This is a genomic window from Streptomyces akebiae (assembly GCF_019599145.1).
In the GTDB taxonomy this organism is placed as follows: Bacteria; Actinomycetota; Actinomycetes; order Streptomycetales; family Streptomycetaceae; genus Streptomyces; species Streptomyces akebiae.
In genome coordinates this window covers 1399074-1422518 of sequence record NZ_CP080647.1, presented here as the reverse complement: position 1 = coordinate 1422518, position 23445 = coordinate 1399074, and the positions used below count along the sequence as shown (strand labels likewise).

The following is a 23445-nucleotide window of genomic DNA, read 5'->3' as shown; positions in this document are numbered from 1 at the left end:
GATCCGGGTCGCCCATCTGGAGTACGGGCAACGGCAGGAGGGTCAGCCCAGGGCCTGGAACAGTTCGTTGCACGCCTGCTCGCAGGAGCGGCAGGCTTCGGCGCAGACGCGGCAGTGTTCGTGCATGTCCGCGTGCCTTTCGCATTCGTCGCCGCACGCCTTGCAGGCCATGGCGCACGCCCGCAGCATCGCGGCCGTGATGTTGGCGTCGTAGCCGGTGTGCCGGGAGAGCACGGCCGCGGTGGCGTTGCAGATGTCGGCGCAGTCCATGTCGGTACGGATGCATTTGGTCAGATCGCCCACCATGCCCTCGGACAGGCAGGCATCCGCACACGCCGTACACGCCTGCGCGCAGGCGATGCATGTTTCGATGCAGCGGGTGAGCTTGGCCTGGTCGATGCCGCCGAGGTCGGCTGGGTAGGTGGCGAGCATGTCCTTCACGGTGCTGGACATCAGTACCTCCTCACGCCGCGGCGCCGGCGATCCGGGGCGGCCGCCGTTGGAAGCGCCCGGGTACATCTCCAGCTAACCCCCCGGACTGCGAACGCGCCCGGCCGCACCTTCACGGTGCGGCCGGGCGCAGGTGTCGAGCGGCAATGGTCAGTGGTAGGCGTGGACGACGGCGTGGCCCTTGCCGCGGCCGATCATCCACTTGTTGACCGGAGTCGTGATGAAGAAAGCCACGACGAAGCCGCCCAGCAGCGCGGTCCAGAACAGCGCGTCCGACAGGTGGGCGTCCATCGCGCCGGGGGTGAGAGCGATGATGCCGTTGTCGACCAGCTCCATTACGGCGATCGAGACGGTGTCGGCGGCCAGCGCCACCTTGATGGCGCTCTTGAAGTCCAGGCCGGCCCGGCGGACGGCGAACAGCGTGAACGAGTAGCCGAAGAGGAACGCCAGCGAGATCGCCAGAACCATGGTCTGAACGTTGCCCCACAGCAGGGCGGTGCCGATGACCATGCCGAGGATCTCGCCGATGGCGCAGCCGGTCAGGCAGTGCAGCGTCGCCTTCGCGGCCGTTGACCAGGACGCCCCGTGCGCGTGCCCACCGTGCTGATCGGCCTGAGCGTGGTGGCCCTCGTGGGTGGCCGGGTCGTGCGCGGTGCCGGTGTGGTGAGTGCCGTGGTCCATGACCTTCATCCCCAATCCCGTCCGGTGTGGTCCGTTCACCGGGCCCCACACCACCAACCATATACCCCCTAGGGGTATTCCTCTAGTGGTGTTGCGTCGTCTGCGACGGCTGGTGGAGGACCTTCCAGGTGCGGCCGGCGTCGGTGGACTGGTAGACGGTGTCGGAGCTGTCGGCAGCCAGCAGCCGCTGCCCGGTCACGGCGGTCAGCACCGTCGGATCACCGCCGTCGGGCAGGCGGCCGCGCTCGGTCCACGTGCGGCCGCCTCGGCTGCTGACCACGCGGCCGTCCGCAGCGAGGGCGACGAACAGACCGGGCTCGGGCTCTTCGACGGCGACCACACCAGGGGCGGCGGGGACGGCGCTGAAGGCGCGCCCGCCGTCGGTGCTGCGCTCAAGACCCTTGCCCGTGGCGGCCCACACCGTCTCGGGGCTCTTGGCGTGGGCGGCGATGTCGAGCAGCGGCTGCTTGGCGCGCTTGTCCCAGCTGCGGCCGCCGTCGGCGCTGGCCCACAGCCGTCCGCTCTGGCTGTCGAATCCATAGAGCACGCCGCCGGCCTGCTCCAGGGCGTGGAAGTCGGCCTCTCCCTCGACGGAGAGCATCTGCCAGGACCGGCCAGCATCGGTGCTGCGGATCAGGCCCAGGTGGGGTGAGCGGGCGTCGGTGTCGGTCGGAGAGGGGTGGCCGCTGGCCAGGAACGTCGAGGGGCCGGTGACGGTGAAGCCCATGGTGTCCTGATAACGGTCGGCCACCCGCACCGCCTTCCCGCCACTGAGACGGAAGACACCGAGGTGGCCCGCGGCGTAGACGGCGCCGTCAGCCGGGTCGACACCCAGGCCGTGCAGATGCCCGGTACCGGGATCGGCGGCCGCGGCGTCGGTCTCCGTGCCGGTATTGGGGCCGGTGCAGGCGGCGAGCAGCACCGCGGCCGCCGCAAGGAGAGCAGCGGCGCGCCCGCGGCGCCGGGGTATGCAAGCAGAAGTGATCACGTGCGGTCCAAGCTGTCGAAGAAAAGCAGACGGCGGATGAGGAGACCGGGTGGGGCGGGCGCCAGCGGCGCCCGCCCCTGTAGCGGTCCGTCAGTTCTTGCCGAGGAGCTTGTTCATCTGGGCGATCTCGGCCGTCTGGGACGTGATGATCGCGTCTGCCATCTTCTTGGCCGGCTCGTAGGCGCCGTCGGCCTTCTCGGTCTTCGCCATCGCCACAGCGCCTTCGTGGTGCTTGATCATCATCTCCATGAAGGAGGTGTCGAACGCCGTGCCCGAGGAGTTCTTGAGCTGGTCCATCTCCTCGGCCGTCATCATGCCGCCCGTGCCGTGCGCGGAGTGATCCATGGCGCCCTCCGCGGGTACTTCCTCGCCCCAGGAGGTCAGCCAGCCGGACAGCGTCTTGATCTCCGGGTCCTGGGCCTTCTTGATCTGCTCGGCGAGCTTCTTCACCTCCGCCGACTCGGCCCGGGACGGCGCGAGGTCGGCCATCTCAACCGCCTGGCGGTGGTGCGGGATCATCCCCTTGGCGAAGGCGACGTCGGCCGCGTTCTGCTGACCCTGCGAAGCCGGCGCCGAGGCGGAGGGGGACTTCGTGGCGTGCCCGTCGTGTCCGGCGGAGCTGTCGCCGTTCCCGCCGCAGGCGGCGAGGACGAGGGCGGCGGTTGCCGCGGCAGCCACGGCGGCGGTACGGCGGACGAGGGATCGCTTGCTGGTCATGTACAACTCCTTGTGCGCGCGGCCACGACACAGCGGCGCGCGAGTGATCTGGGATGAGGGCGTGCAAAACCGCGGCACCCTGCGCCGGAGCATCCGGGCAAGGGGGTGCCGTGCGGGCCGCTCTATATCCGCAGAAGTTGCAGCTCAGACAGGTCGGGCGGTGCCCGGCCGCTCACGGCCGGCCCTGTCACGCTTGTCGCCGGAACGAAAGTGGCAGGGGCGTCCATCAGGGCGCTGGTCAGCGCGGGCGGCGCGTACGCCGAGCCGATCCCGGCCGCCGCACACGTTCCATCCGCATGGTCGAGATGATCGCTGCCGCCATCCGTGTGGGAGCACCCGCTGCTCACCTGCGGCGCCGCGGCCGTATGGGCCATCACCATCTCGTGCCCGGCCTCCGATCGCACTGCCGGCGCCCAGCCGGGGCCCAGAGCGTGCATGCCCAGCACGCCGGTCAGCACCGCCATCACCAGCAGCACAAACAGCCGCCCGGCGGGGCGGCGGCTCGATCCCGTGCTGCTGGTCATGCGCCCATCGTACGAGCAGCCCCGTACGGGACTGCTCGCCACCGGGCAGGCGCCGGGGCATGAGATGAGTTCCATCAGGGTGTCGAAGCGCGGTCCACCGGTTGCGTGCCGGCCGGTCGCCCACCTCACACGATCGAAAACCACCGAGATGAACCCGCGCACTGTTCGCTCCCGCCTCGCTGCCGTGCTCGCGCTGGCTGCCGCCTTTCCCTCGACGACGCGCCAGGCCCGGCTCCAACTGGCGCGACTGGCGCGACACGACTGCGGCCCACGCAGCAAGAGACCCCGGCGAAAGGCGGTCGAGGGGCCTGGCCGCGCGGGACGGAAAAGGTCGGCGTGTCAGCCCAGGGAAGCGATGCGGTCGTTGCACGCCACTCCAGTACAGCGGAGCACGAGCACCCTCCCCCAATAGTTCAACCATCCGTGGATTCAAGTATCTGTGTATCGTTATTGTCATGCTGACCCTCGCGACCGACCTCGACGCCCTGACCCGGTTCGGTCGGGCACTGGCCGACCCGATCCGCTGCCGCCTGCTGCTCGCGCTGCGCGAGGCCCCGGCCTACCCCTCCGACCTCGCCGACGCCCTCGGTATCTCCCGAACCCGCCTGTCCAACCAACTGGCCTGCCTGCGCGACTGCGGCCTGGTCGTCGCCGTCCCCGAAGGCCGCCGCAGCCGCTACGAACTCGCCGACTCGCGCCTCGGCCACGCACTGGACGACCTGCGCACTGCCGTGCTCGCCGTGGAAGCTGACCGCACCTGCCCGGACGCCGACGAAAAGGGCTGCTGCTGATGAGCGCGATATCCCTCGGGCCCTCCCCTGCCCGCCGTGACGCCCTCGCTAAGCGCATACGCCTACTGGTCGCCGCGACCATCACCTACAACGTCATCGAGGCGATCGCCGCCATCACCGCCGGCACGATCGCCTCCTCCACCGCGCTGATCGGCTTCGGCCTCGATTCGGTCATCGAGGTCTCCTCCGCCGCGGCGGTCGCCTGGCAGTTCTCCGCCCGAGACCACGTTCTGCGCGAAGCGCGGGAGAAGACGACTCTGCGGATCATTGCGGTGTCCTTCTTCGTGCTCGCCGCCTACGTCACCGTCGATGCCATCCGGGCGCTGACCGGCACCGGGGAGGCTGAGCGGTCCATCCCCGGCATTGTGCTCGCCGCGCTGTCCCTGGCGATCATGCCGTTCCTGTCCGGCGCCCAGCGTCGGGCCGGCCGCGAACTCGGCTCAGCCAGTGCGGTAGCCGACTCCCAGCAGACCCTGCTGTGCACCTACCTCTCCGCCGTCCTGCTCCTGGGCCTGGTCCTCAACGCCACCCTCGGCTGGTCCTGGGCCGACCCGATCGCCGCCCTCGTCATCGCCGCCATCGCCGTCAAGGAAGGCCGAGACGCCTGGCAGGGCAAGGGCTGCTGTGCACCGGCCGCCGCCGCAACGCTGCCGAGCGCCAGCGCCGAGCCGGACGCCTGCGACCGCCCCGGGTGCGCCTGCTGCTGACGGCCACCTCGCGCGACAACTAAAGAGATATGGCGATCAAGATCCTGCTCGTGCCGGAAGGTGCGCCAGGCCCTCAACAGCGCTACCTGGGCTGGGCCGACGCATCCGGCACCGGTCGGGAGAAGGAAGGGCGGAACGATGGCCGACAGCGAGCAAGCCCTGCCAGACGCGCAGCGTGCCGACACTGGCAGGACACCTGCACGGCCCACCCCGGGATGTACGGCGGGGGTGGAAGCTCAACGAGGTGCACTCTGCGCAGAGTTCGTTGTCCCGGCCCCCAACACGAGACCGCTCGCTAGAGTGTGGGCTTCGTCACGTGCCGACCCGGAGAAAGCGACACGATGAGCTGCGCGAATGCGACACAGGCCGAAACAGCAGCCCGCCTGTAAAGCGACACCACGTGTGGGGGACACGGTCTCTGCGGAAACAAATCTGCTGCGTGAACTCCGCTTCAGCTCAACGGCGTTCGGCCTCGTCATGGGGGCCGCCGCCCTGGGCAGCTGCGCCGGAGCCCTGTTCGCTCCGCGCATGACTCGGTGGTTCGGTCCCGGCCCGATGATGCTCACCGCTCTCGTCCTGACCCCCCTCACCCAGTTCCCGCTGCTGCTCGCGTCTCCGGGACGCGGATGGCAGATCACGATCGGAGCCGCGCTCGCCGTCCAGCTCCTGTGCGCGGCAGCGGTCGGTACTACCCAGCGGTCCATCCGCCAGATGATCACCACACCCCGTCTCCAGGGGCGCATGCAGGCGGTCAGCACCTGGCTCACGGGAGGGTCACGCCCCGTCGCCGCCCCCCTCGCCGGAGCCATCGGCACGTTGCAGGGGGTACGCAGCGCCCTGATCGCCGGCACCGTTCTGCTGCTCGTTCCGGTCATCGTCCTGGTGCTCTCCCCGGTGCGTTCCCTGCGGGCGCTACCGGTGGCGCCGTCCGATCCCGGTAGCCGAGCCTCGGGCGTGACGGACAGCGTCTCGGCCGCCGACGCCTCCACCCCCGGAGCCAAGGAGGGAGACAGGCCGTGACGGAGACCTCCGACCGACTGCACGACAAGAACGGCGAGACCGACGAGGCAAGTTCGGTGCCCGACGAGGAGGAACTGGCGTTCAACCATCCGGGTGGGGACAGTCTGGAGATCGCGGATCTGCTGACCGGACGCACCATGGCCCGGCGGCTTCCCTCACTGATCCGCAGGACCTTCTCCCTGGCCTGGGAGGTCGACCGCAAAGCCGTCATCGCCCTTCTCGCCTGCCAGATTGTCTCCGGGATCTCCGGAGCGCTCGGGCTGTTCGCCACCACCGAGGCGCTCGCGGTGCTCATCGAGACGGCACACAACACGAGCCGGCTGCCCGCAGCGATCCCGGCCGTGGCCGTCCTGGCCGGGACGGCCGGACTGCGGGCCCTGCTCGGCATCGCCATCCAGGCCCTGTCCAACCGGCTCTCCCCGCGGATTCAGCGCGAGGCGGAGTACAAGATGCTGGAGGCAGCGACCAACGCGGAACAGGCCGCCTACGACCACCCCGGCTTCAATGACCGGTTCGACGCTGCCGAGCGGGGCGTCGAGGTCAGCCGGGACATGATCGGCCAGTCCCAGAACTACGTCTCCTCCCTGGCCACTCTGATCGCGGCAGCTGTGGTCCTGGCCAGCCTGTATCCGCTGCTCCTGCCCCTTCTTCTGCTGGCCGCCGTACCGCAGGCCGTCGCCTCCATCCGGGGCGAACGCATCACCTACCTCGCGGTGGTCGCCACCCACAAGGACCGGCGGGTGAAGACCATGCTGCGCTGGCATCTGATCGCCAAGAACCAGTCCGACCAGATCCGCACCGACACCCTGGCCCCCTACCTGCTGAAGAAGTACACGGTCAGCGCCGAGCGGGTGGAAGCCACCAGCAACACCGCCGCCTGGGACCGGGCCAAGATCGCCATCGTCGGCGCCGCGGCCACGGGCCTGGCGTCCTCGCTGGTGTGGGGTGCGGTGTTCCTACTGCTGGGGACCGGCCGGATCTCGGCGGCAGCGGCCGGCACCGCCGTGTTCGCGCTGCGCTCCGCGGCCACCGGGCTGCAGGGGCTCGTCGGCTACGGCCGGGATTTGATGCGCACGGGCTTCTACCTCGACGACTGGGAGCGGTTCGTCACGGAGGCCGCCGGCCAGCGCCTGGACCGCGGCGACCTCACCCCCCAACGGCCGCGCCACATCGCCCTGCGCAACGTCACCTTCCGATACCCCGAGGCGGATCAAGACACCCTCCACAACGTCGACTTCGAGGTCCGTCAGGGCGAAATCGTGGCCGTCGTCGGGGAGAACGGCTCGGGCAAGTCGACCCTGATGAAATTGCTGTCCGGGCTCAACCTGCCCACCAGCGGCGTCGTCACCTGGGACGGCATCAGCATCGCCGACCTCGACCCCCACGCCGTGTGGCGCCAGACCAGCGTGGTCCCGCAGGACTTCGCCCGCTGGCCCATGACCGCGCGCGAGAACATCTCCCTCGGCCAGCAGCGTGCCGAGGGCGATGCGGCCATCCATCGCGCGGCACGGTCCAGCGGCGCCGACGATGTGATTAAAACCCTGCGGTCGGGGCTGGGCACCCTGCTGGCCCGGGAGTTTTGGGGCGGCGTAGCCCTGTCGCCGGGACAGTGGCAGCGCATCGCGGTCGCCCGGCCCGCACACCGAGACGCGGGCCTGCTCGTCATGGACGAACCCACCTCGGACCTCGACCCGCGTGCCGAGCACCGGATCTTTACCGGCCTGCGCGACATGGCCGGAGACCGGGCCGTCGTCCTCGTCACCCACAACCTCGCCAACACCTCCACCGCCGACCGCATCGTCGTCCTCGACAAGGGCCGCGTGGTGCAGGAAGGCACCTTCCACGAACTGGTCAACCAGCCCGGCCTGATGCAGGAACTGTGGCAACTCCAGCAGGACCGGGCCGCCTACCGCAGCGAAGGGGAAGAACGATGACCCAATCCACAGTCGCCTACTGGGAACCCCTGTGGGCCTCCGGCCGCCGCTACCGCAAGATCACCGACCCGGAGAGGCAACTCCTCGCCGAACACCTCGGTCCCGGCCACTCACGGCCGGCGCTCGACATTGGATGCGGCGATGGCCTTCTGGCCCGCCACCTGCACGACCCGCTCGGCTACCGGAGCACCGGCATCGACTGCGCACCCAGCGCCATCGCCCTCGCCGACACCGGTCATCGCGAAGACGGCCAACCCCACTTCCAGGTCATGGACTTCGCCACCGACGACCTGAGCGAGCTGCCCGATCCGGCGTACGCGGTCATCACCTGCCGCCTGGCGTACAAATTCTTCACCGACAAGGCCGCCTTCCTTGACCGGGTCCGTCAACTCCTCGTTCCCGGCGGGATCTTCTGGGTGGTCACCGAACTCGCCGACCGGCGTGACGACGACGATCCCCTCCAACGCCTCGGCATCACCAGCCACGACCGCGAAGTCCTCACCTCCGACTGGTCCACCGTCACCACTGTCGACCTCGACCTGCTGGCCTGCTTCGCCCTCCGCCCGTGACCCGCCCTTTCCACCACCGGAGACAGCCACTTCATGATCGAATCAGCCAACGCCGAGGCGTGGACCACCTACGGCCGCCACCATCTCCAGCGAGGCACACTCCTGGCGGAGGTGGTGCGGATCGACTGGGGCCCCGGCGGCACCGGGCCGGGTACCGCGATCCTCGGCGACCTTGACGGCCGGCGGGTGCTGGACCTCGGGAGCGGCCTGGCCCGGCACGCCGCCCACCTCGCCCGCGACCACGGCGCGCTCGTGGACGCCGTCGACTTCTCACCCACCCAGATCGAACGCGCCCGCGCCCGTTACGACGAAGTGCCTGGGCTGAACGTGGTGCTGGCGGACGCCGTCGAGCACCTCCAGGCCGCCGCCCCGTACGACGTGATCTACTCCGTCCATTCCGTCCCCTACATCGACCCGCACCGGCTGCTGCCTGCCCTGAGCGCGGCGCTCAAGCCCGGCGGCCGGCTGTGCTTCACCGTCCTGCACACCAACTCCCAGGGCGATGGCCCCTCCACCGCGCTCGCCCCGCGGCCGGAGACCCTGCGGCTGGCCGACGGGCCGGAGTTGACCGTCCAGATGTGGGTGCTCACGTCCGAACTGTGGGAGGACCTGCTGGTCCAGTACGGACTGCGGGTGGAACACATCACCGTCCTCGACGCCCCGGAAGAGGACAACCACGCCTCCTACCGGCTCTTCCAGGTCCGCCGCCCCGTCCGCGTCACGTCCCGCCCGCGGACCACCCGGCCACCCGTCGCGCACGCGGCCCTCGGCGTCGGCATCATCCTGTCCGGGCCGGACGGTGTCCTGCTGGGCCGGCACCGCCGGCGCACGGTCGAGCTGCCCGGAGGCACTGTGGAGCCCGGCGAATCATGGTCCGAGGCCGTCGTGCGCGAACTCGCCGAGGAGACCGGCCTCACCGCCCTCCCGGAGAACGTCCGCCTGCTCGGCACGCTCCTCGACCACGTCGGCGACGTCGTCCGGATCACGGTGGCCGCCCTCGTCACCACCTGGCAGGGGAACCCCGCCGACCAGCTCGACGAGAGCGTGAGCGACTGGCGCTGGTGGCCCCTGGACTCCCTGCCCTCCGGCCTGTTCGAGTGCAGCGCCCAAGTCCTGACCGCTTGGCGGCCCGACCTGCCCATCGACCACCCGCCCGCGCACTTCACCCCCTTCGCCGACACGACGGCCGCCGCGCAATGACTGTGGCAGACAACAGCCCACACCACCGTCTATCCCGCCACCCGTACCACCGACTCCCACCCAGGCGGCACTTGCTCGTAGGCCACCCGCCCGCACGCCCCGCCCGCTACCCCTCTCGATGATTCGGAGCCCACATGACCTCTCCACCGCCCAGCGAACCCGCGCCGCACAGCACCGCGATGCCGGCCACCGCGTACAGCGCCTCCCGGGCCACCCTGTGGACCGGCGTGTCCGTGCTCATCACCGACACGGCCGGCCACATGACTTCCTCAGCGGTGGGCCGCCATTCGTACCGGTTGAGCGAACGCGCGATCTCGCTCACCCTGCGCTGGTCGAGGGTCTGGGTCATGGTCGCTACCGTATGAGCGACGCCGTCATGCTGCCAACACCGGCCCGAGCCCCAGCCTGGGCCGCGTGGGTGCGCTGCAGGAGCCGACCCAGACTCCCCGGATCATCCGACAGGTCCTGGCCGAGCTGGTGGGGCATTAGGGTCCCTGGGCATGAACAGTGATGGCCGATGGCACAAGCGGGGCAGCCGGACCCTCTTCGCCGGTGGACCAGACAACCGAATCCGCCTCGCGGTGGATGACGCCGTACGGCCTGACGGTGCGACGGTCGCGTATCCGCACGAAGCCGCGCCTGACTTCTCTGAACTAACGGTCCACTAGGTCTAGTTGTCCTTTGTGCCGCGCGAGCGAGGTGGGCGTGCATGACCGACGTCGGCACGGCAGGATCTTCGTGGTCATGGGAGGTGCTCAACGAGCTGCTTGGTCAAGGTCAGGCCCGTGAGCACCGGGTTGACCGAACCGACCGTGGGAAACAGCGATTGGTCGCATGCATAGGCGTTGCTTACGTGATGGAACCGGCCCACGGAGTCGGTTACCGAGGTCTGCGGAGTGTCTCCCATCCAGAGGGTCCCCGATTCGTGGTACGTCGTTCCCAGCCCGCGGTGCCATTCCGGGAACGGCCGGTTCAATGGGAAGGGGGATGCCTGCCAGCCTCCGTCGTAGAGGTACTCGATGGAGGCGGCGTTGCCGGCGAGGCCCTGAGCGAGGTCGAGCGCCGCCTTGTCCATCCTGCCCCAGACGGTGGCGTCCTGCTGGCTCAGTGTGAAGTGGACGTAGGCGCGTGGCTCCCCGAACTCGTCTCGTTGGTGAGGGCTGAGGTTCACCCAGCTCTTCGACGTGTCCGGCACGGAACTGACCGTGTCCCCGCTCATCTCGCCGATACAGCGCAGGGTGAGGGTGAGCCAGTCGGGATCGGCGTTCGCCATCTGCTGCTCGAAAAGATCGACGTCGGGGATCATACGGAAGAGGAGCTCGTCCGATCCGCCCCGGCTGGTCGACGCCGTGACCTGGATATGGAACCGCCCTTCGGGCACGGCCCCTCGAACGAGCAGTGCGGCGGTTTCCACACGCCCCGGCGGCGTATGAGGGAACGCGGGCAGGGCAGTTCTCCTGATGCGCACGGTGAAATCGCTGCGCACATGGGCCATCAGATTCCGACCCATGAGCGGGGTCGGAAACGAGTGCAGCGCGAGCCGGGTGCTCTCCACGGCACTCGCCGCGAAGATCACCGAACAGTGTGGCCCGACCGGCAGGGACGCGCGCTGGCCAGCAACGTCCAGCTCGACGGCGTTGGCGACTCCTCCGGCTGTGTGCACCTTGATTACATGTGCCTGGGGTACGACGAAGAGCCGACGGTTGCTGTCGTTGCCGCCTGACACGCCGACGTCCGCACGAACGGCGTCGCTGAGTAGCGGCAGGCTGCTGTACTTGTCGAAGCTGAACAACCCCGAAGCGGGGGCGTTCCCCTGTACGGCCAGCGGCGGTGGCTCGACGCCCTGGTTGCCCAGAGTCGTCTCGATGCCAGGGACCGCCGCGGCGGCCGCCGGAAGCCGCGCGAGCAGAGCCGTGTACAGATCCCCAGTGATGAAGTCCGTGTCCGGAACAACGCCGATCTCACGTTCGACGTCGAGGTAGTTCATGGCTAGGTACAGTGCGGTCGAGGCTGGCCACCGCAGCAGGTCCCCAGGGGTGAGCCTGGGGCACCAGCCTCCCCAGTAGAGGGACTTCCCGCCGGTGCAATAGGCGAGTCCGGGGAATTCCACGTTGCCGCGCCATGGAATGCCCCAGACATGGGCTCGGGCGACGTGCGGATCGTTCGCCGGATCGATGGGGGAGGGGATTTCCAGCCCCGTGCGTCCAAGATTCTGCATGTGCTCCGGCAGTAGGAACTTCCCGGCGTCCAGCAGCAGGACCCGCTTCCCGGGGTGGCGCCGGAAGACCTTGGCCGCGCAGTACGCTCCGTACATGCCTCCGCCGATGACCACCACGTCGAAGGCAGGACCGCCGTTCTGGGTGGCCTCCTCCCAGGTGTTGCAGAGGAAACGCCCCAAGACATCGATCGAGAAGCTGGTCTCCTGAACCGAGGTCGGATCGTCGCCTACGACAAGCTGCTTGAGCATCATCACCCTCGTCGGAAAGAGTATCGGGCCAGGCCGCCGCAGCCGGGCCCACTGCGGTACTACCAGACATCCATGAGTACATCGTGCAGGCGTCCGTACCGCCCCGCGAGACGACCAAGGGGGAAGCCACCTGACGATCCCTGAGGGGCGCGATCGGCAAAGCTGCGTTACGCTGAAAAGAGCCCTACTTGCAAGATTCAAGGTGCGGCCATGTCCACTGCCCACGAGCCACCGAGGCATGACGAAAATGGCTCAACTCGAAGTAGGCGAGTCTTCGCTCGACTCCAGCAGATTATGTCCGGTAGGCGCCGGACGGTCATCCCGTATGCCAGTTATCGCGAAGCTTCGCAAGCAGCGAGCGGCCGCCGCTTGCATCTAATGGCGGCGATGAGGCAAGAGCTATTGCGGCAATTCCCAACAGAGCATCCACCCCTCAGGCACTCTCGCGAGAGAAGGGTTGTTGAGCTCAGTCCACGAGAAGCCGCAGATCGAGCATACTGGCTGCGCCACGAAATGGAGAGCGAACCGCTCCTGCTTATAGGGCGGGTAGCCGACACCGTCGCGGCAATTGTGCAAGACGTTGCCGCCTACAGTGATGAGCCTTTCCAAAATGCGTGGAAGAACCTCTCGCCATCCGTTTCACTGCAACTTGTCCCTAAATTCAGGATGCGAGCACGGAGCCACACGAAGCAATTCCCCTATTGTGCAGTAATATCTTCAAGACATCCAGAGGTTTTTGTAGGCTACCTCCGGAGCATCGCAGAGGTTTCTCCTGACTGGTTCGGAATAGGGGTCGACGTAGAACAGCGAAGGCCGCCGACGCCACTAGGCCACTGTAAAGTCCCGGGAGGAAGATCCGGTCGAATTGGCGGCATCCTCACCGTTGGAGAAGTCGGCGACTTGGGAGTTACATGCGCTCATGTGATTTCTCCGGGATGCTACTCGGCGGAATTCGTTGAGGAATATAGAGAAAGCATGACCGCGCCTGACCTCGCACTCCTTTCGCTCGATCAAGAATGTTTCGATATACCGAGCAAATTGCGAGCGGTGCACCCCTGTGATCTCGGACAGAGGGAACATCACCCGGAAGCTATCAATACGGTTGTGTATCTAAGTCGAGGACGAAAGAGGAAGCGCCTAGGGGTAATCGAGGGATATAATCCCGAGTTCCCCCATGACGGGAGAGTTTGCCTTGTTCCATCTATCATGATCCGGCGCCAACAAGTAAGGCGAATAATCGCTTGGCCGCCGTTCGGTGGAAAATTTAGTAAAGAGGGAGAATCTGGCAGCTGGGTGCTGAGCAAAGATGGTTCCGTTTGGTACGGAATGGTCATCAGCGGTAACGGAAAATTCTCATACGCTCACGTCCCAGAAGCCATTCTGCGGTCGGTTATTGACGGGCCAGCCAGATCACTTGGTCCAGTACAAGTGCATGCACGGATTGGCGAGTGACATGAACGAAGACTTCTATACGGCAGACTCATTCCTCAGTTTCGCCGGTTCGGTTGCCATCGTTTTTCTCCTCGGCAATACGGCTAGGGTCCTAGTGGGGCGAGACTCGCGCGGGATTCCATTCTTCATCGCAATAGGTGTCGCCTATTTGGGTGCAGCGATAGTCGGCGTGAACGAATGGTACGGCTGGGTGATCCCAATAATCAATGGATGCCTTCTCTACTGGAGCGCATTTGGTGCTACTGTCGCACTCGTAGAGGCAAAAGAAGGGGCGCCGACTGGAGGACCTAAGCCACATGGCAAGCAGGAGGTGAAGTGGCTCAGTTATTGGGGCGCCGAGCATCGTACGATGGTCGGTTCGTGACGATCTGCCGGCTCGGCAGCGTCCAGCAGCGGCAGCGCGAGGAGGTCCAGGCTCTTCTAGAGACCCGCACAGGCCCCTTGCGGCCCAGGAGGCGCTGATGGCGCTCACGTGGTGGGCGGGAGAAGGGGCGGGAGGGAAGTCCCAGGATCCTCTCCAGACGGTCCAATAGCGGTAGAACTTCAGCAAGTCGGCTGCCGGGACGAGCGTTCCAGGTGGCGATGGCGTCTCGAACGCGCTGGAGGAGCTCAGCATCGGCAAGGCGCAACACTGCCTCATGCTCGTTCAGTTGTTCCAGTGCGTCGTCGATGTCGCCAAGAATCACTTGATCGTTCTGCACGGTGGTGAGAACCTCGCCGAGGACATGAGCGGCAGCGAGGTTGTGCAGGGAGACATAGATGTCCCACGCCGCGTGCTGCGTCGCCTCATCCATGGGGCCACGTTATCCGTGGGGCAGTCCCACCAGGAGAAGCGCGGCGACGCTTGCCGTCTATCGCACTGCTTCGCTCGCACAACCGGAGAAGCCGGCGGGTGCTTCGCCCGCCACAGCTCCGCCCCGTGCTCAGGCATGCGTACCGGATGTCGCCGTCTTAAGGCCCGGGTACCAGTTCCACCGAGCCTGCCGAGAAGTGAAAGCACAGATTGCCGAACACCGTTTCGGGGCGCGGCTCGGTGTCGCTGCCGTGGTGGTATTCGAGCACGGCGCTCGTCAGGTACTCGCGGGTCCGGTGCCAGTCCAGCAGCTCTTCCTTGGCCACCGAGGTGGCCCACTCGGGGAGGTCCGGACCGGTCTGGACCGAGTGGAGCAGGACGTCTAGGGCGTCGTACCACTCGGCGAGCTGAGCACGATGGTGCCGTACCAGCTTGTCGACACCCCCGGCCCCATCCTTGGCCGCCGCCTCGCGTAGGTCCTCGCCTTGGAGGCAGGATTCGCGTGCCTTATGCCTTCTGTCCACGTACCTGGCGTACTGCAGCCGAGACTCCAGCGGAATCCGCGCACCCTCGCGACTTTTCCAACCGGCCTGGAAGTAGTCCGCGTGCCAGGTCGGCACGTCGGACCGTGGCACCAGCCGCACTTCGGCATCTCCGTCGGTCACCGTGTGGACTGCGTTGCCGACCCGGCACCACGAGGCGCCATCGGCGAAGTACTCCCGCAGTGTTTCCCTCAGTTCATCCAAGTCACCGCCGAACCCGCGTACCAGCGCGACGGATGCACTGGCGACAGGCAGATCGGCGAATGCAACTTCCAGGGCGGTGATGTCGAGTCGGTCCCCGGGTACTTGGATCTCCACCATCGTCATGATCGGAGCGTCGCGCACCCCAGGATGGCCGGAGCGGCGACACACTTACAGGTCACCCGTCCGCACCGGGTAGGGCTCGCTCAGGTCTGCCGGGATCGGGGCGAGGGCGGGACTGTCGGCTATTCGGCACCGTCCTCGAAGGGGGCCGAAGGCCGCCTGCGTCCCCACCGGAATAGTCGGGAGCGCCGATGTCTTGTGTGGCTAGTTGTCAGCGGCCCGCTGCGTTCTTGGCGAGGGCCTTGCCGAGGTGAAGGTCGACGAGGGCCGGAGAGCCGGAGAACGACGTCCGGTTTCTCGGCCGCTTCGGACGCCTCATGTCGGTGGCCTTTGGTTAGCTGATGCCCATGATCGGAACCGCATTCCCCTTGCCGAGCACCGACCCCCAGGTGGGTCAGCAGACTTCGCTGTGCGAGGTGCTGATGTGGATAGCCGGCGACACGTTCCACTGGCTGCACAACGGCCATCACCGCTACCCCCCTGCGCCTGGTGAGGAAAGCCTCACTGACATGAACATCCGGCACTTGCGTCAGTTCGTCGGCGACCGGGTCAAGGTCTTCCAGTTCACCAAGGACCAGGAGCGTCAGAACGGTGCCGACTGGGAGCTGTGGATCCATAACCGCACTCACGGGGTCGGTCTGCGGATCCAGGCCAAGAAGGCGTCGAAGCAGAGCCGGTACCCCTTCAACTACACAGTCGGGAAAAGGAACGTCTACCAGTGCGACCTGCTCGTCCAGCACGCGCTGGCCGTCGGGTGCGTGCCTGTCTACTTGCTGTACAACCACTGGGATTGGGCCGGCGGGGGCGAGGAGGAAGCGGCTCAGGCAGGGCTTCTATGCGATCACGTCGTCGCTGACGGGTCACACCATGGATGCACGCTCCTGTCGGCGTATCGCGTGCAGAGCGAGGTCGGCCGGAAGGCAGACGGGCAAAATGTGCGTCACAAGGTTCTGTGGGCGGAATCGCTGCCTTGGAACAGGGTGCTGTGCGACCGTCGTGGGGCCGCCAACGCATCGACCTCCCGTTCCAGCAGCGAGATCATTAGTGACGTATTCGCCGCCGTCAAAGAGATGACGCTCGTGGGCATGGACCGGTCACCGACGTACTCGGCCGGATCAACCCCCGGCCACGGCGCTGGGGAGAACGTTGCCCACGCCCAAACCCCGGACGTGAATCGTGACGATGACGCTCCCGTCATCTTGCGTGGTGGCCCTCACCGGTTGCCACCCCATGTGCTCCAGCTCCTCGAAGCCGATGAGGCGGAACCGCCAGCCCCGCCTGTGCCCACTGTGGCGACCGTGTTGGTGGACGTCAGCGACGGCCGAGCGCAGATGCCCCCCAACTGGTTCGAGGGGTGTGTCCGCTACCGGTAGCGGTACTGAGAGCAGCACGAGCAGGCTCACGCAGGCTGGATTGCTCCGTCATGCCTTGCACTCGGGGGGACAGGCTCGGAAGCACGACTTGGTGCAGATCAGTAGCCGCTGCGCCGACCGCGTCGCCAGGCCCAAAATCCGCCAACGGCCGCTACGCCAAGGGCCTGGAACGCTGTGCCGACGCCGCCGGGGGCGCCAGCGACCTTCGACGCGGCGAGGATTCCGGTGACTATGAGGGTGTACGGCAGGAGGAAGATGATGGTGCGCCCGAGGCGGATGGGATTCATGGGTTAAGTATCCCTATTTGTCCACTAGTTGGCCAGGGCGATTCTCTGCGTCCATTGGTTGATGGTCCGAAGTGCCGAGTCGGCGTTCGGGATGGTGATGTCCTGAAGGAGCTTGACTACATGAGGGGCGGACGCCTTCGCGTCCTCGGGCTGCAGGCGCCCCCAGCAGCCGAGAGCGTTGCCGACGGCGCGGACGGTCGTGCCGTGCTGTGGGCCGAGGTGGAGGTGCCACGACCGAGCCATGAAGATCCAGATCTGCGCGCCGTATAGATAGTCCTGGCTGAGCCAGGCGATGTCACCGCGTACGAGGGCGACTGCCAGGGTGTACAGGTGGCTGGGGCCGTACTGGGTGGACAACTCGGCAAGAAGCTGATCGGCCTCGTGGGCCGCCTCGGTGAAGCGGTCCTCGTTGGCGGTTGCGCATGTGGAAGCTAGCCGTCCGCGGTAGGGCTCAGGCAGCGGTTCGTACGGCCGATCTGGAGGTACAGGATCCGCAGTGTGTGGCGATGCGGGAGGTGCCGGCATGGCGGTCGGCTGAGGCAGGTTCGGGTTGTGGGAGACCGACGTCTCGTCGTCCAGGGGGTGGCTGGTGCCGTCGGTGTTGACCTGGATCGATGTCGTGTACTGGGCTTGCTCGTCTTGGATCACGGCCTGGATTGGCATCTCCAGCGCCGCAGCCTCCAACTGGAGGTGAGCCAGGACGGCTTCGTTGAGGGACGCGCCGGGAGGTGGGGTGAAGTACTCCTCGTCAATGAAGCAGATCCCATCAGGAGTGATCCGAACCTGCATTGCATCAGGAGGTATTGCGTTCACTGTTGGCCCACCTTCTTGTCCGGGAGGAGGGGGATGGTGCTGATTCCGCCGGCGCTCGGGAAGCTCGGCTCGGCCCATCCGCGGTACCGCAGCCGCCAGGCGCCGTTCGTGAGCTCTTCCCGTGGAACGATTGCGATCTTGCCTTGGCGCGGGTAGTCGTCCCCGACGTCGTTGCTGGCGACCTGGTCGTTGCCCAGGTAGAGGGTCACGTGTCCCGCTGACTCGCCGGTGTCGTAGAAGAGCAGCGCTCCTGGGGGTGGTGACATGTTGCCGGGGTGAGCGAGCCCCGCGTCCACGAGTCGGTTCCAGTGAACGTTGGCGGTTGCGGATCCGGAGGAGCCCCAGCCGTAGGCCTGGGCGACGAAGTTGTCGCACCGCCGGTACCAGCCTGTCTTGCCCGCCTCGTTGCGGGCGCTGGTGATCGCCTGGGCGACGGTGCGCGGATTCTTGACGTTGAACTTGGTGTTGGGGTCCTTGCCGCCGGAGGCGGCAGGGTCGTCGCAGCCTGTGCTGATCGAGGTCACGGCGTGGGTTCCCCAGGTCTTGGCCACGAGTGAGCCGGCTGTCGACTCCCATTTGGCGTACTCGTTGCGGTACTTCTCGGCAGGTCGTTGGACGCTCGCGGCGACCTTGGTCAGGGATTTCTTCTGCCAGTTGTCGATCTTGACGAGTTGGTCGTAGAACTTGCCGGCCGCGTACACGGGGTCGGTGAGCTGACTGACTGTTCCCCAGCCCTGTGAGGGCCGCTGCTGGAAGAGTCCCACGCTGTCCATGTGACCGCCGCGAAGGTTGTCGAGCGTGCTCTCCTGCATGGCGACCGCCACGGCGATGACCGCTGCCCGAGGTGAAAGGTGCCGTGTGCGGGCGACGTTGGCGATCGTGCCTGCGTTGCGTACCTGTCGAGCGCTCCACTTCGCGCTGTTCTGTGTGCCCTCCGGGTGGAGCGGCACGGTTACCTGGGATTCGCTGACTTCCTGCGTGCCGTCGAACTTTGGGGCTTCCCCTCCCGCGCCCGCTCCGTTTTCCCCGTCTCCCACTGGCTGGAGGCCTGTCTCGCAGGTGTTGGCGTTGGCTGCTGTCGTGGCACCGCCGACTGCGAGAACGCAGAGCGAGAGCACCGAGACGCCTGCCGCAGCGACACCTATGGCCGTTTTTCCTAGCCCATTCATCAGGTCCTCAGCCATAAACGTGTGTTGATGACATGAGGTCAGTGAACAGTACTTGTGGGGCGAGAGCTACCCACGCCGGGGTCGCGTGAGGCTACTCGGGGGCGGGTTCACTGAGGATTTGATGGCGCCACATTGGGGTTCTCCACGACGCTTCCGCCCGTCTGGAGGGGCGCCCTTGGGTGCGGACTGAAGCCGCATGAGGCAGATACAGGGCGCCTGTGACCTGGGACTTTACGCTGCCTCGAATGACTATTCGAGGAACCCGCAGGGAGGTGCCACATAAGGGCTGACCGTGGTTCACGGGAGCGCCCCCCGGTGCGTTCTTGACGTCGTGCAACGGTCTCTCAATCTGTAAACGCTTGTTGTCAAGTTTGCGTGTATGTACCTTTCACCGTCACGGCCCAGGTTCGGGTCGACCTCCGGAACGAGGGTGGAAGGGGAGTCGGGGGATGCCACAACACCTGGTGGATCTTGCTGCGAGTGGTGACATCGGCACCCTCGTGAACGGACTGTCCCCGGACTGGGGTCCATTCGGGCAGCTGGGGACGACCGGGCGAACGGTGATCCAAGCCCTCATGGCCGGCGTCGTCCTTGTGTTGCTGGGGCGCGCGATTCTCGGCGCGGTGCATCTCAAGGTCGGTGAAGGCCAGCACGACGTGGCCCAGGTCAGCAAGGGCAAGAAGGAGATCGCCGGCAGCCTCGTCGGTGCCTTCGTCGTCGCCTCAATCGGAACAATTTTCACGATCGTTTACGGGATGGGCATATGACCCGCCAGAGCTCCCCTGGCCGGGGTACCCGAGTCCTGGTCGACGAGAACCCGACGGAGGCGACGGGCGGGAAGCCCTGGTGGCGGGGTATGGCCATCACTGGCGCGGCCTTCCTCGCGCTGGTCATCCTCGCCGTGTTCATGAGCCTGTCCGGCGGTAGCGGCGGATCGACGTCCGACGGCTCGTCCGATCGCCAGAACCAGACCGCACCGGCGGAACGGAACGACACCGGCGGAGACACCAAGAGCACAGCCAAGAAGCTCGTCAGCGGTGTCCCGGTCGGTTACACCCACAACCAGGCCGGCGCTGTTCAGGCCGCGGTGAACTACCAGGTGGCTCGATCGTCTGCTGCGTACTTCACCGATGAGAAGGTCAGGCACGCGACCCTCGCCGCGATGATGACCAGCGAGGCGCTGGACCGGCAGACCCGCAACGACGACAACGGGATGCAGCAAGTCCTCAGTTCACTGGGCGTCACCAGTGGCAATGGGGATGAGCTGGTCGCGCGGGGTGCGGCGATGGGCACCCGGGTCACCACATACACCGATCAGGTGGCCACCGTCGAGGTGTGGATGGCCGGACTCGTCGGCGTCACGGACACGAACGCACCGATGCCCGTGTCCGCGTCCTGGACCACCTACACGCTGACGCTGCAGTGGCAGTCGGGCGACTGGAAGTTGGCCTCGATCAATTCCGTCAACGGTCCAACGCCGCTGGACGCAGGCAGCGACGACCCCACGAGCGTCGACGAGTTCCGCACGGCAGATCGGGAGTTCAATGCGCCCCCGTATGCAGGCTGAGACTCGTTACCGGGTGCGTACCCGGCTGACCTGGATCGTCGGCTTCACGGCCACGATCTCGATAATGCTTGCCCCGGGCCAGGCCCAGGCGAATGAATTCAGTGACTGGTCGTGCAAGAACATTCCGTTTGCGGACAAGGTCTGCGGCGTCGTCGAGAAGACGAATGAGGCCATTGATTTCGCGAGCGATCCTCTGGGGTATATCGCCCAGTTCTTCAACAATGCCGTGACCAGCATCTTCACCCAGATGATGAAGGCATTGGGTTCGACCACGCGAATCGACTGGCAGGACCCGGGCTTTCTGCGGACGTACACCATGGCGTTCGCCGCGTCCACGGTGTTGACCGTGATCTATTGGCTGATCGCCGTGGCCAAAAGGGCGATTCAGGGGGTGCCGCCGCTTCAGGCGCTGGCCGAGTCGATCGGCTTTCTTCTGATGTCGGTTCTGGTCTCTGCCTTCGCGCCGCTGGCCATTGCCTACACCGTGCGCATCGTCGATGAGGCTGCGGAGGCCATGTTCAAGCCCGTGGCCGGAGACGCCGCCGACATGGTGGTCACTGTTACGACGGCGATGCTGGCGCTGATGGCGATCCCTGGCGGCGCCATCATCGTGATCTTCTTTGCCCTGGCGCTGCTGGCGGCGGTGGCCGGCGTGTGGCTGGAGCTCATCGTCCGCAACGCGCTGATCTTGTCGGGACTCGTCTTCGGGCCGACCGTGTTCAGCGGGCTGGTGGACCGCGATCTGTGGGGGCACACCAAACGATGGTTCGGCGTGATGGTCGCGATCATCGGGTCGAAATATGTGACGTTCACGGTTCTTGCGCTGGCTTCGGGGACGCTGGCCTCCGACAGCCCCAATAAGAGTCTGGCGCAGTCCTTTGCAACCGTCTTCACCGCGTTGGCGCTGTTGTTTCTTGCCTTCTACATGCCCTTCCAATTCTCGAAGTTCATCCCGGGATTCGTCGACGAGCTGCGCGACATGTATTCCGCCCGCGACGACCTGAAGGGCCGGGCCAAGAACGTCGGAGACCAGGTGGGCGACTCCTACGGAGAGCTCAAGTCGCGTATGGGCGGAGGTGACGGCGGCGGATCCGGCGAGGACGACGACGGCGACGACGCTGACGCGGCGGACGGCGACGCATTGAGCGGCGGGGAAACCGAGGGAGCCACCGAAGCCGGAGCGGCCGAAGGAGCAGCTTCCGCGACCGGTGCCGGCGCAGCGGCCGTGGCCGCGAAGAAGGGCGTCGATAAGGCCAAGGACGAGACCGAAGCCGCCGTCGAACGCGGCGTCGACGGGGCGACCGCCGGTCTCGACTCCGGTGGCTCGGCGACACCGTCGTCCGACGGCAGTGACTCCGACGGCAGCGGTGGCCCTGCTACCGGCGGGGAAGCGCCGCCTGCCACCAGTGCTCCCGAAACCGGAGGACCGGACAACGCGACGGCCGGCGAGGAGCCGATGGGGCCGGGAGGCCCGGCGTCCCTGCCGCCAGAGCCCGCCGACGAGCAGCCGGAACCACCTCCGCCACCGGACGAGGAGATGCGCTGATGCCCGTCCCGTCGCACGACCAGGAGTAGTTGTGGCACGCACCTTCACATACCCCCGGCCGAGGCCTCGCGGACTGCTCGGCAGGAAGCTCGAAGCCGATGAGCAGCTCGTATTGGGAGCCGGGCTCGTCGGCGGACTCCTCGCGGCCTGGATCCTCGCGGGCATCGCGGTGAAGATCGTCAGCTTCGTGCTGATCGCGGGAACCTGCGTCTGGGCGACCCTGGCGCCGTACAAGGGGCGGACCTACGTCCGGTGGTTCGAGATCAACCGGACCTACAAGAAGCTGCTGCGTGACGGCTCGTTGCTGTACAAGTCGAAGGCGCCGTACGCAGGCCGATTCGCCGACGGCCGCCGTGTCCCCGTCGACGTGCCAGTCGGCGTGCCCCGGAACATGCAGTGGATCACGGCACGTACCGCCTTCGGCGAGATCGCGATCGTGCTGCAGCCGGACGAGCTGATGTTCACGGCCGTTGTCGAGGTGGAAGGCCAGCGCGACTTCGGCAGCCTCGACACCGCGGACAAAGAGGCGCTGGTCCGGGCCTACGAGCACCTGCTCAAGACCACGGCCGACAGCGGAGGCCGGATCCGCCGCCTGCAGTGGATCAGCAGGGTCATCCCCACGGACCCCAACGCCCACGCCCGGGACGCCGCCGACCGCCGCGACACCGACAGCCCGTCGTGGCTGCAGCAGTCGTACGACGACCTGATCCGACGCGTCGCCGTCACAGCGGAGGACCGCCGGCTGCTGCTTGCGGTGGGCATCCCCTACACCTCCGACCTGGTCGCTGAGGCCCGCCGCTACAACACCCTCCACGAGGGCTACGCGATCACTCTCGGGCAGGAGATCGAGAGCTTCATCCGCACGCTGGGACGCGGACAGCTGCGCCACGTGCGCAACTTCGACGAAGCCGGACTGGCCTCCTACCTGCATCACTCGTACGACCCCAGCCACTGGATCGACGACACCACCGGGATGGACCGGGTCACGTGCTGGCCGGCCGTACTCGATGCCCGGAACAAGAAGTACATGGCCTCCCGCAGCTGGGAGGCCTCCGAGGACAACTGGTACTCGATGACCGCCTGGGTGAAGGAACTGCCCGTGCTCCCGGTCGGCATCAACTTCCTCGCGCCCGTCCTGCTCTACATCCAGGACATCATCCTGTCGGTGTCCGTGGTCATGGACCTCGTCAGCACCGACCAGGCCATCACCGAGGCAATGGCGGACGCCACCAACGAGCTGGGCCAGGCGGACAAGAAGGCCGGACGCATCGAGGATCCGCGGGAGCAGAAAGCCCAGCGCGCCTCGCTGAGCACCATGCGGGACATCGCCGACGGCGCGGCAGGCACGCGGCTTGCAGCTTGGATCACTGTCACTTCCCCCACCCTCGATACCCTGCGCCGGGATGCCGACACCGTCCGCGCCGGCGCCACCCGCGCTGGCCTGCGCCTGGAGTGGTGCGACGGCGAGCACTACAGGGCCTTCGCCAACACCCTGCCCTTCACCGCTGGGCTCCTGAAGGAAGGGCTGTAG

At 66.7% G+C, this 23445-nt stretch carries 23 protein-coding genes; 11 read left to right on the top strand and 12 right to left on the bottom strand.

Annotated elements, in window-relative coordinates:
- Window positions 1–42 precede the first annotated feature (42 nt).
- The 5 genes from K1J60_RS06250 to K1J60_RS06230 form a co-directional block, all read right to left on the bottom strand.
- A complete protein-coding gene (locus tag K1J60_RS06250) occupies window positions 43–453 on the bottom strand; it encodes a four-helix bundle copper-binding protein (RefSeq protein ID WP_220645292.1) in 411 nt (136 codons plus the stop codon).
- Window positions 454–600: 147 nt separating this feature from the next.
- A complete protein-coding gene (locus K1J60_RS06245; protein WP_220645291.1) occupies window positions 601–1131 on the bottom strand; it encodes a DUF4396 domain-containing protein in 531 nt (176 codons plus the stop codon).
- A gap of 82 nt (window positions 1132–1213) precedes the next feature.
- Window positions 1214–2119, bottom strand: a complete 906-nt coding sequence (locus K1J60_RS06240) for a F510_1955 family glycosylhydrolase (RefSeq protein ID WP_220645290.1) — start codon at window positions 2117–2119, stop codon at window positions 1214–1216.
- A gap of 90 nt (window positions 2120–2209) precedes the next feature.
- The gene (locus tag K1J60_RS06235) at window positions 2210–2836 is read right to left on the bottom strand and encodes a DUF305 domain-containing protein (protein WP_220645289.1); all 627 of its coding nucleotides are present in this window, start codon (window positions 2834–2836) and stop codon (window positions 2210–2212) included.
- A gap of 122 nt (window positions 2837–2958) precedes the next feature.
- Window positions 2959–3360, bottom strand: a complete 402-nt coding sequence (locus tag K1J60_RS06230) for a DUF6153 family protein (RefSeq protein ID WP_220645288.1) — start codon at window positions 3358–3360, stop codon at window positions 2959–2961.
- 455 nt (window positions 3361–3815) lie between these two features.
- On the opposite strand from K1J60_RS06230, the gene K1J60_RS06225 reads away from it, so the two are divergent.
- The 6 genes from K1J60_RS06225 to K1J60_RS46850 all read left to right on the top strand — a co-directional run bounded on the left by K1J60_RS06225 (window position 3816) and on the right by K1J60_RS46850 (window position 9581).
- Window positions 3816–4151, top strand: a complete 336-nt coding sequence (locus tag K1J60_RS06225) for an ArsR/SmtB family transcription factor (RefSeq protein WP_220645287.1) — start codon at window positions 3816–3818, stop codon at window positions 4149–4151.
- Entirely contained in the window at window positions 4151–4858 is a 708-nt protein-coding gene (locus tag K1J60_RS06220; protein WP_220645286.1) for a cation transporter, read from the top strand. The genes K1J60_RS06225 and K1J60_RS06220 overlap by 1 nt, the downstream gene beginning before the upstream one ends.
- 477 nt (window positions 4859–5335) lie before the next feature.
- Window positions 5336–5878, top strand: coding sequence for a hypothetical protein (locus K1J60_RS06215; protein WP_398684227.1), 543 nt, complete (start codon window positions 5336–5338; stop codon window positions 5876–5878).
- Window positions 5875–7812 carry an ABC transporter ATP-binding protein gene (locus K1J60_RS06210; protein ID WP_259407578.1) on the top strand — a complete coding sequence of 646 codons (1938 nt, stop codon included), beginning with the start codon at window positions 5875–5877 and terminating at the stop codon, window positions 7810–7812. Before K1J60_RS06215 ends, K1J60_RS06210 begins: the two co-directional genes overlap by 4 nt.
- The gene (locus K1J60_RS06205) at window positions 7809–8381 is read left to right on the top strand and encodes a class I SAM-dependent methyltransferase (RefSeq protein ID WP_220645284.1); all 573 of its coding nucleotides are present in this window, start codon (window positions 7809–7811) and stop codon (window positions 8379–8381) included. The genes K1J60_RS06210 and K1J60_RS06205 overlap by 4 nt, the downstream gene beginning before the upstream one ends.
- A 33-nt stretch (window positions 8382–8414) precedes the next feature.
- On the top strand, window positions 8415–9581 hold the full coding sequence (locus K1J60_RS46850; protein ID WP_220645283.1) for a bifunctional class I SAM-dependent methyltransferase/NUDIX hydrolase: 1167 nt from the start codon (window positions 8415–8417) through the stop codon (window positions 9579–9581).
- A gap of 106 nt (window positions 9582–9687) precedes the next feature.
- Here K1J60_RS46850 and K1J60_RS06195 read toward each other — a convergent pair whose 3' ends face one another.
- From K1J60_RS06195 to K1J60_RS06180, 4 genes are all read right to left on the bottom strand, one after another.
- Window positions 9688–9930 (bottom strand): hypothetical protein, encoded by a 243-nt coding sequence (locus K1J60_RS06195; RefSeq protein ID WP_220651997.1) that lies wholly within the window; start codon window positions 9928–9930, stop codon window positions 9688–9690.
- A gap of 393 nt (window positions 9931–10323) precedes the next feature.
- Complete coding sequence (locus K1J60_RS06190; RefSeq protein WP_220645282.1) at window positions 10324–12051, bottom strand: GMC oxidoreductase; 1728 nt, start codon at window positions 12049–12051, stop codon at window positions 10324–10326.
- A gap of 1769 nt (window positions 12052–13820) precedes the next feature.
- Window positions 13821–14294 carry a hypothetical protein gene (locus K1J60_RS06185; protein ID WP_220645281.1) on the bottom strand — a complete coding sequence of 158 codons (474 nt, stop codon included), beginning with the start codon at window positions 14292–14294 and terminating at the stop codon, window positions 13821–13823.
- Window positions 14295–14451: 157 nt separating this feature from the next.
- Complete coding sequence (locus tag K1J60_RS06180) at window positions 14452–15162, bottom strand: hypothetical protein (protein ID WP_031112453.1); 711 nt, start codon at window positions 15160–15162, stop codon at window positions 14452–14454.
- Window positions 15163–15506: 344 nt separating this feature from the next.
- Here K1J60_RS06180 and K1J60_RS06175 point away from each other — a divergent pair, with 344 nt between their 5' ends.
- Entirely contained in the window at window positions 15507–16532 is a 1026-nt protein-coding gene (locus K1J60_RS06175; RefSeq protein ID WP_220645280.1) for a DUF6615 family protein, read from the top strand.
- 98 nt (window positions 16533–16630) lie between these two features.
- On the opposite strand, the gene K1J60_RS06170 is transcribed toward K1J60_RS06175, so the two are convergent.
- Genes K1J60_RS06170 through K1J60_RS45660 form a run of 3 tightly spaced genes read right to left on the bottom strand, consistent with a single transcriptional unit; the run spans window position 16631 to window position 18444 of the window.
- Entirely contained in the window at window positions 16631–16819 is a 189-nt protein-coding gene (locus K1J60_RS06170) for a hypothetical protein (RefSeq protein ID WP_220645279.1), read from the bottom strand.
- A gap of 24 nt (window positions 16820–16843) precedes the next feature.
- Window positions 16844–17632, bottom strand: coding sequence for a hypothetical protein (locus tag K1J60_RS06165; RefSeq protein WP_220645278.1), 789 nt, complete (start codon window positions 17630–17632; stop codon window positions 16844–16846).
- Window positions 17629–18444, bottom strand: coding sequence for a hypothetical protein (locus tag K1J60_RS45660; protein ID WP_259407577.1), 816 nt, complete (start codon window positions 18442–18444; stop codon window positions 17629–17631). Before K1J60_RS45660 ends, K1J60_RS06165 begins: the two co-directional genes overlap by 4 nt.
- Before the next feature lie 806 nt (window positions 18445–19250).
- On the opposite strand from K1J60_RS45660, the gene K1J60_RS45655 reads away from it, so the two are divergent.
- The 4 genes from K1J60_RS45655 (at window position 19251) to K1J60_RS06140 (ending at window position 23445) form a co-directional block, all read left to right on the top strand.
- Complete coding sequence (locus K1J60_RS45655; protein ID WP_031112459.1) at window positions 19251–19568, top strand: hypothetical protein; 318 nt, start codon at window positions 19251–19253, stop codon at window positions 19566–19568.
- A gap of 89 nt (window positions 19569–19657) precedes the next feature.
- Window positions 19658–20368 (top strand): hypothetical protein, encoded by a 711-nt coding sequence (locus K1J60_RS06150; RefSeq protein ID WP_259407576.1) that lies wholly within the window; start codon window positions 19658–19660, stop codon window positions 20366–20368.
- Complete coding sequence (locus K1J60_RS06145) at window positions 20358–21914, top strand: hypothetical protein (protein ID WP_259407575.1); 1557 nt, start codon at window positions 20358–20360, stop codon at window positions 21912–21914. Before K1J60_RS06150 ends, K1J60_RS06145 begins: the two co-directional genes overlap by 11 nt.
- Window positions 21915–21945: 31 nt before the next feature.
- Window positions 21946–23445 (top strand): SCO6880 family protein, encoded by a 1500-nt coding sequence (locus tag K1J60_RS06140; RefSeq protein ID WP_259407574.1) that lies wholly within the window; start codon window positions 21946–21948, stop codon window positions 23443–23445.

Bases quoted from the DNA above. Each gene is read 5' to 3' on its own strand.
- K1J60_RS06150 (WP_259407576.1), top strand. From the start codon at position 19,658: ATGGCCATCACTGGCGCGGCCTTCCTCGCGCTGGTCATCCTCGCCGTG.
- K1J60_RS46850 (WP_220645283.1), top strand. From the start codon at position 8,415: ATGATCGAATCAGCCAACGCCGAGGCGTGGACCACCTACGGCCGCCAC.
- K1J60_RS06170 (WP_220645279.1), bottom strand. From the start codon at position 16,819: ATGAATCCCATCCGCCTCGGGCGCACCATCATCTTCCTCCTGCCGTAC.
- K1J60_RS06195 (WP_220651997.1), bottom strand. From the start codon at position 9,930: ATGACCCAGACCCTCGACCAGCGCAGGGTGAGCGAGATCGCGCGTTCG.
- K1J60_RS06190 (WP_220645282.1), bottom strand. From the start codon at position 12,051: ATGATGCTCAAGCAGCTTGTCGTAGGCGACGATCCGACCTCGGTTCAG.
- K1J60_RS06215 (WP_398684227.1), top strand. From the start codon at position 5,336: ATGGGGGCCGCCGCCCTGGGCAGCTGCGCCGGAGCCCTGTTCGCTCCG.
- K1J60_RS06245 (WP_220645291.1), bottom strand. From the start codon at position 1,131: ATGGACCACGGCACTCACCACACCGGCACCGCGCACGACCCGGCCACC.
- K1J60_RS06180 (WP_031112453.1), bottom strand. From the start codon at position 15,162: ATGACGATGGTGGAGATCCAAGTACCCGGGGACCGACTCGACATCACC.
- K1J60_RS06220 (WP_220645286.1), top strand. From the start codon at position 4,151: ATGAGCGCGATATCCCTCGGGCCCTCCCCTGCCCGCCGTGACGCCCTC.
- K1J60_RS06225 (WP_220645287.1), top strand. From the start codon at position 3,816: ATGCTGACCCTCGCGACCGACCTCGACGCCCTGACCCGGTTCGGTCGG.
- K1J60_RS06235 (WP_220645289.1), bottom strand. From the start codon at position 2,836: ATGACCAGCAAGCGATCCCTCGTCCGCCGTACCGCCGCCGTGGCTGCC.
- K1J60_RS45655 (WP_031112459.1), top strand. From the start codon at position 19,251: ATGCCACAACACCTGGTGGATCTTGCTGCGAGTGGTGACATCGGCACC.
- K1J60_RS06230 (WP_220645288.1), bottom strand. From the start codon at position 3,360: ATGACCAGCAGCACGGGATCGAGCCGCCGCCCCGCCGGGCGGCTGTTT.
- K1J60_RS06145 (WP_259407575.1), top strand. From the start codon at position 20,358: ATGCAGGCTGAGACTCGTTACCGGGTGCGTACCCGGCTGACCTGGATC.
- K1J60_RS06250 (WP_220645292.1), bottom strand. From the start codon at position 453: ATGTCCAGCACCGTGAAGGACATGCTCGCCACCTACCCAGCCGACCTC.
- K1J60_RS06205 (WP_220645284.1), top strand. From the start codon at position 7,809: ATGACCCAATCCACAGTCGCCTACTGGGAACCCCTGTGGGCCTCCGGC.
- K1J60_RS06175 (WP_220645280.1), top strand. From the start codon at position 15,507: ATGATCGGAACCGCATTCCCCTTGCCGAGCACCGACCCCCAGGTGGGT.
- K1J60_RS45660 (WP_259407577.1), bottom strand. From the start codon at position 18,444: ATGCAGGAGAGCACGCTCGACAACCTTCGCGGCGGTCACATGGACAGC.
- K1J60_RS06185 (WP_220645281.1), bottom strand. From the start codon at position 14,294: ATGGATGAGGCGACGCAGCACGCGGCGTGGGACATCTATGTCTCCCTG.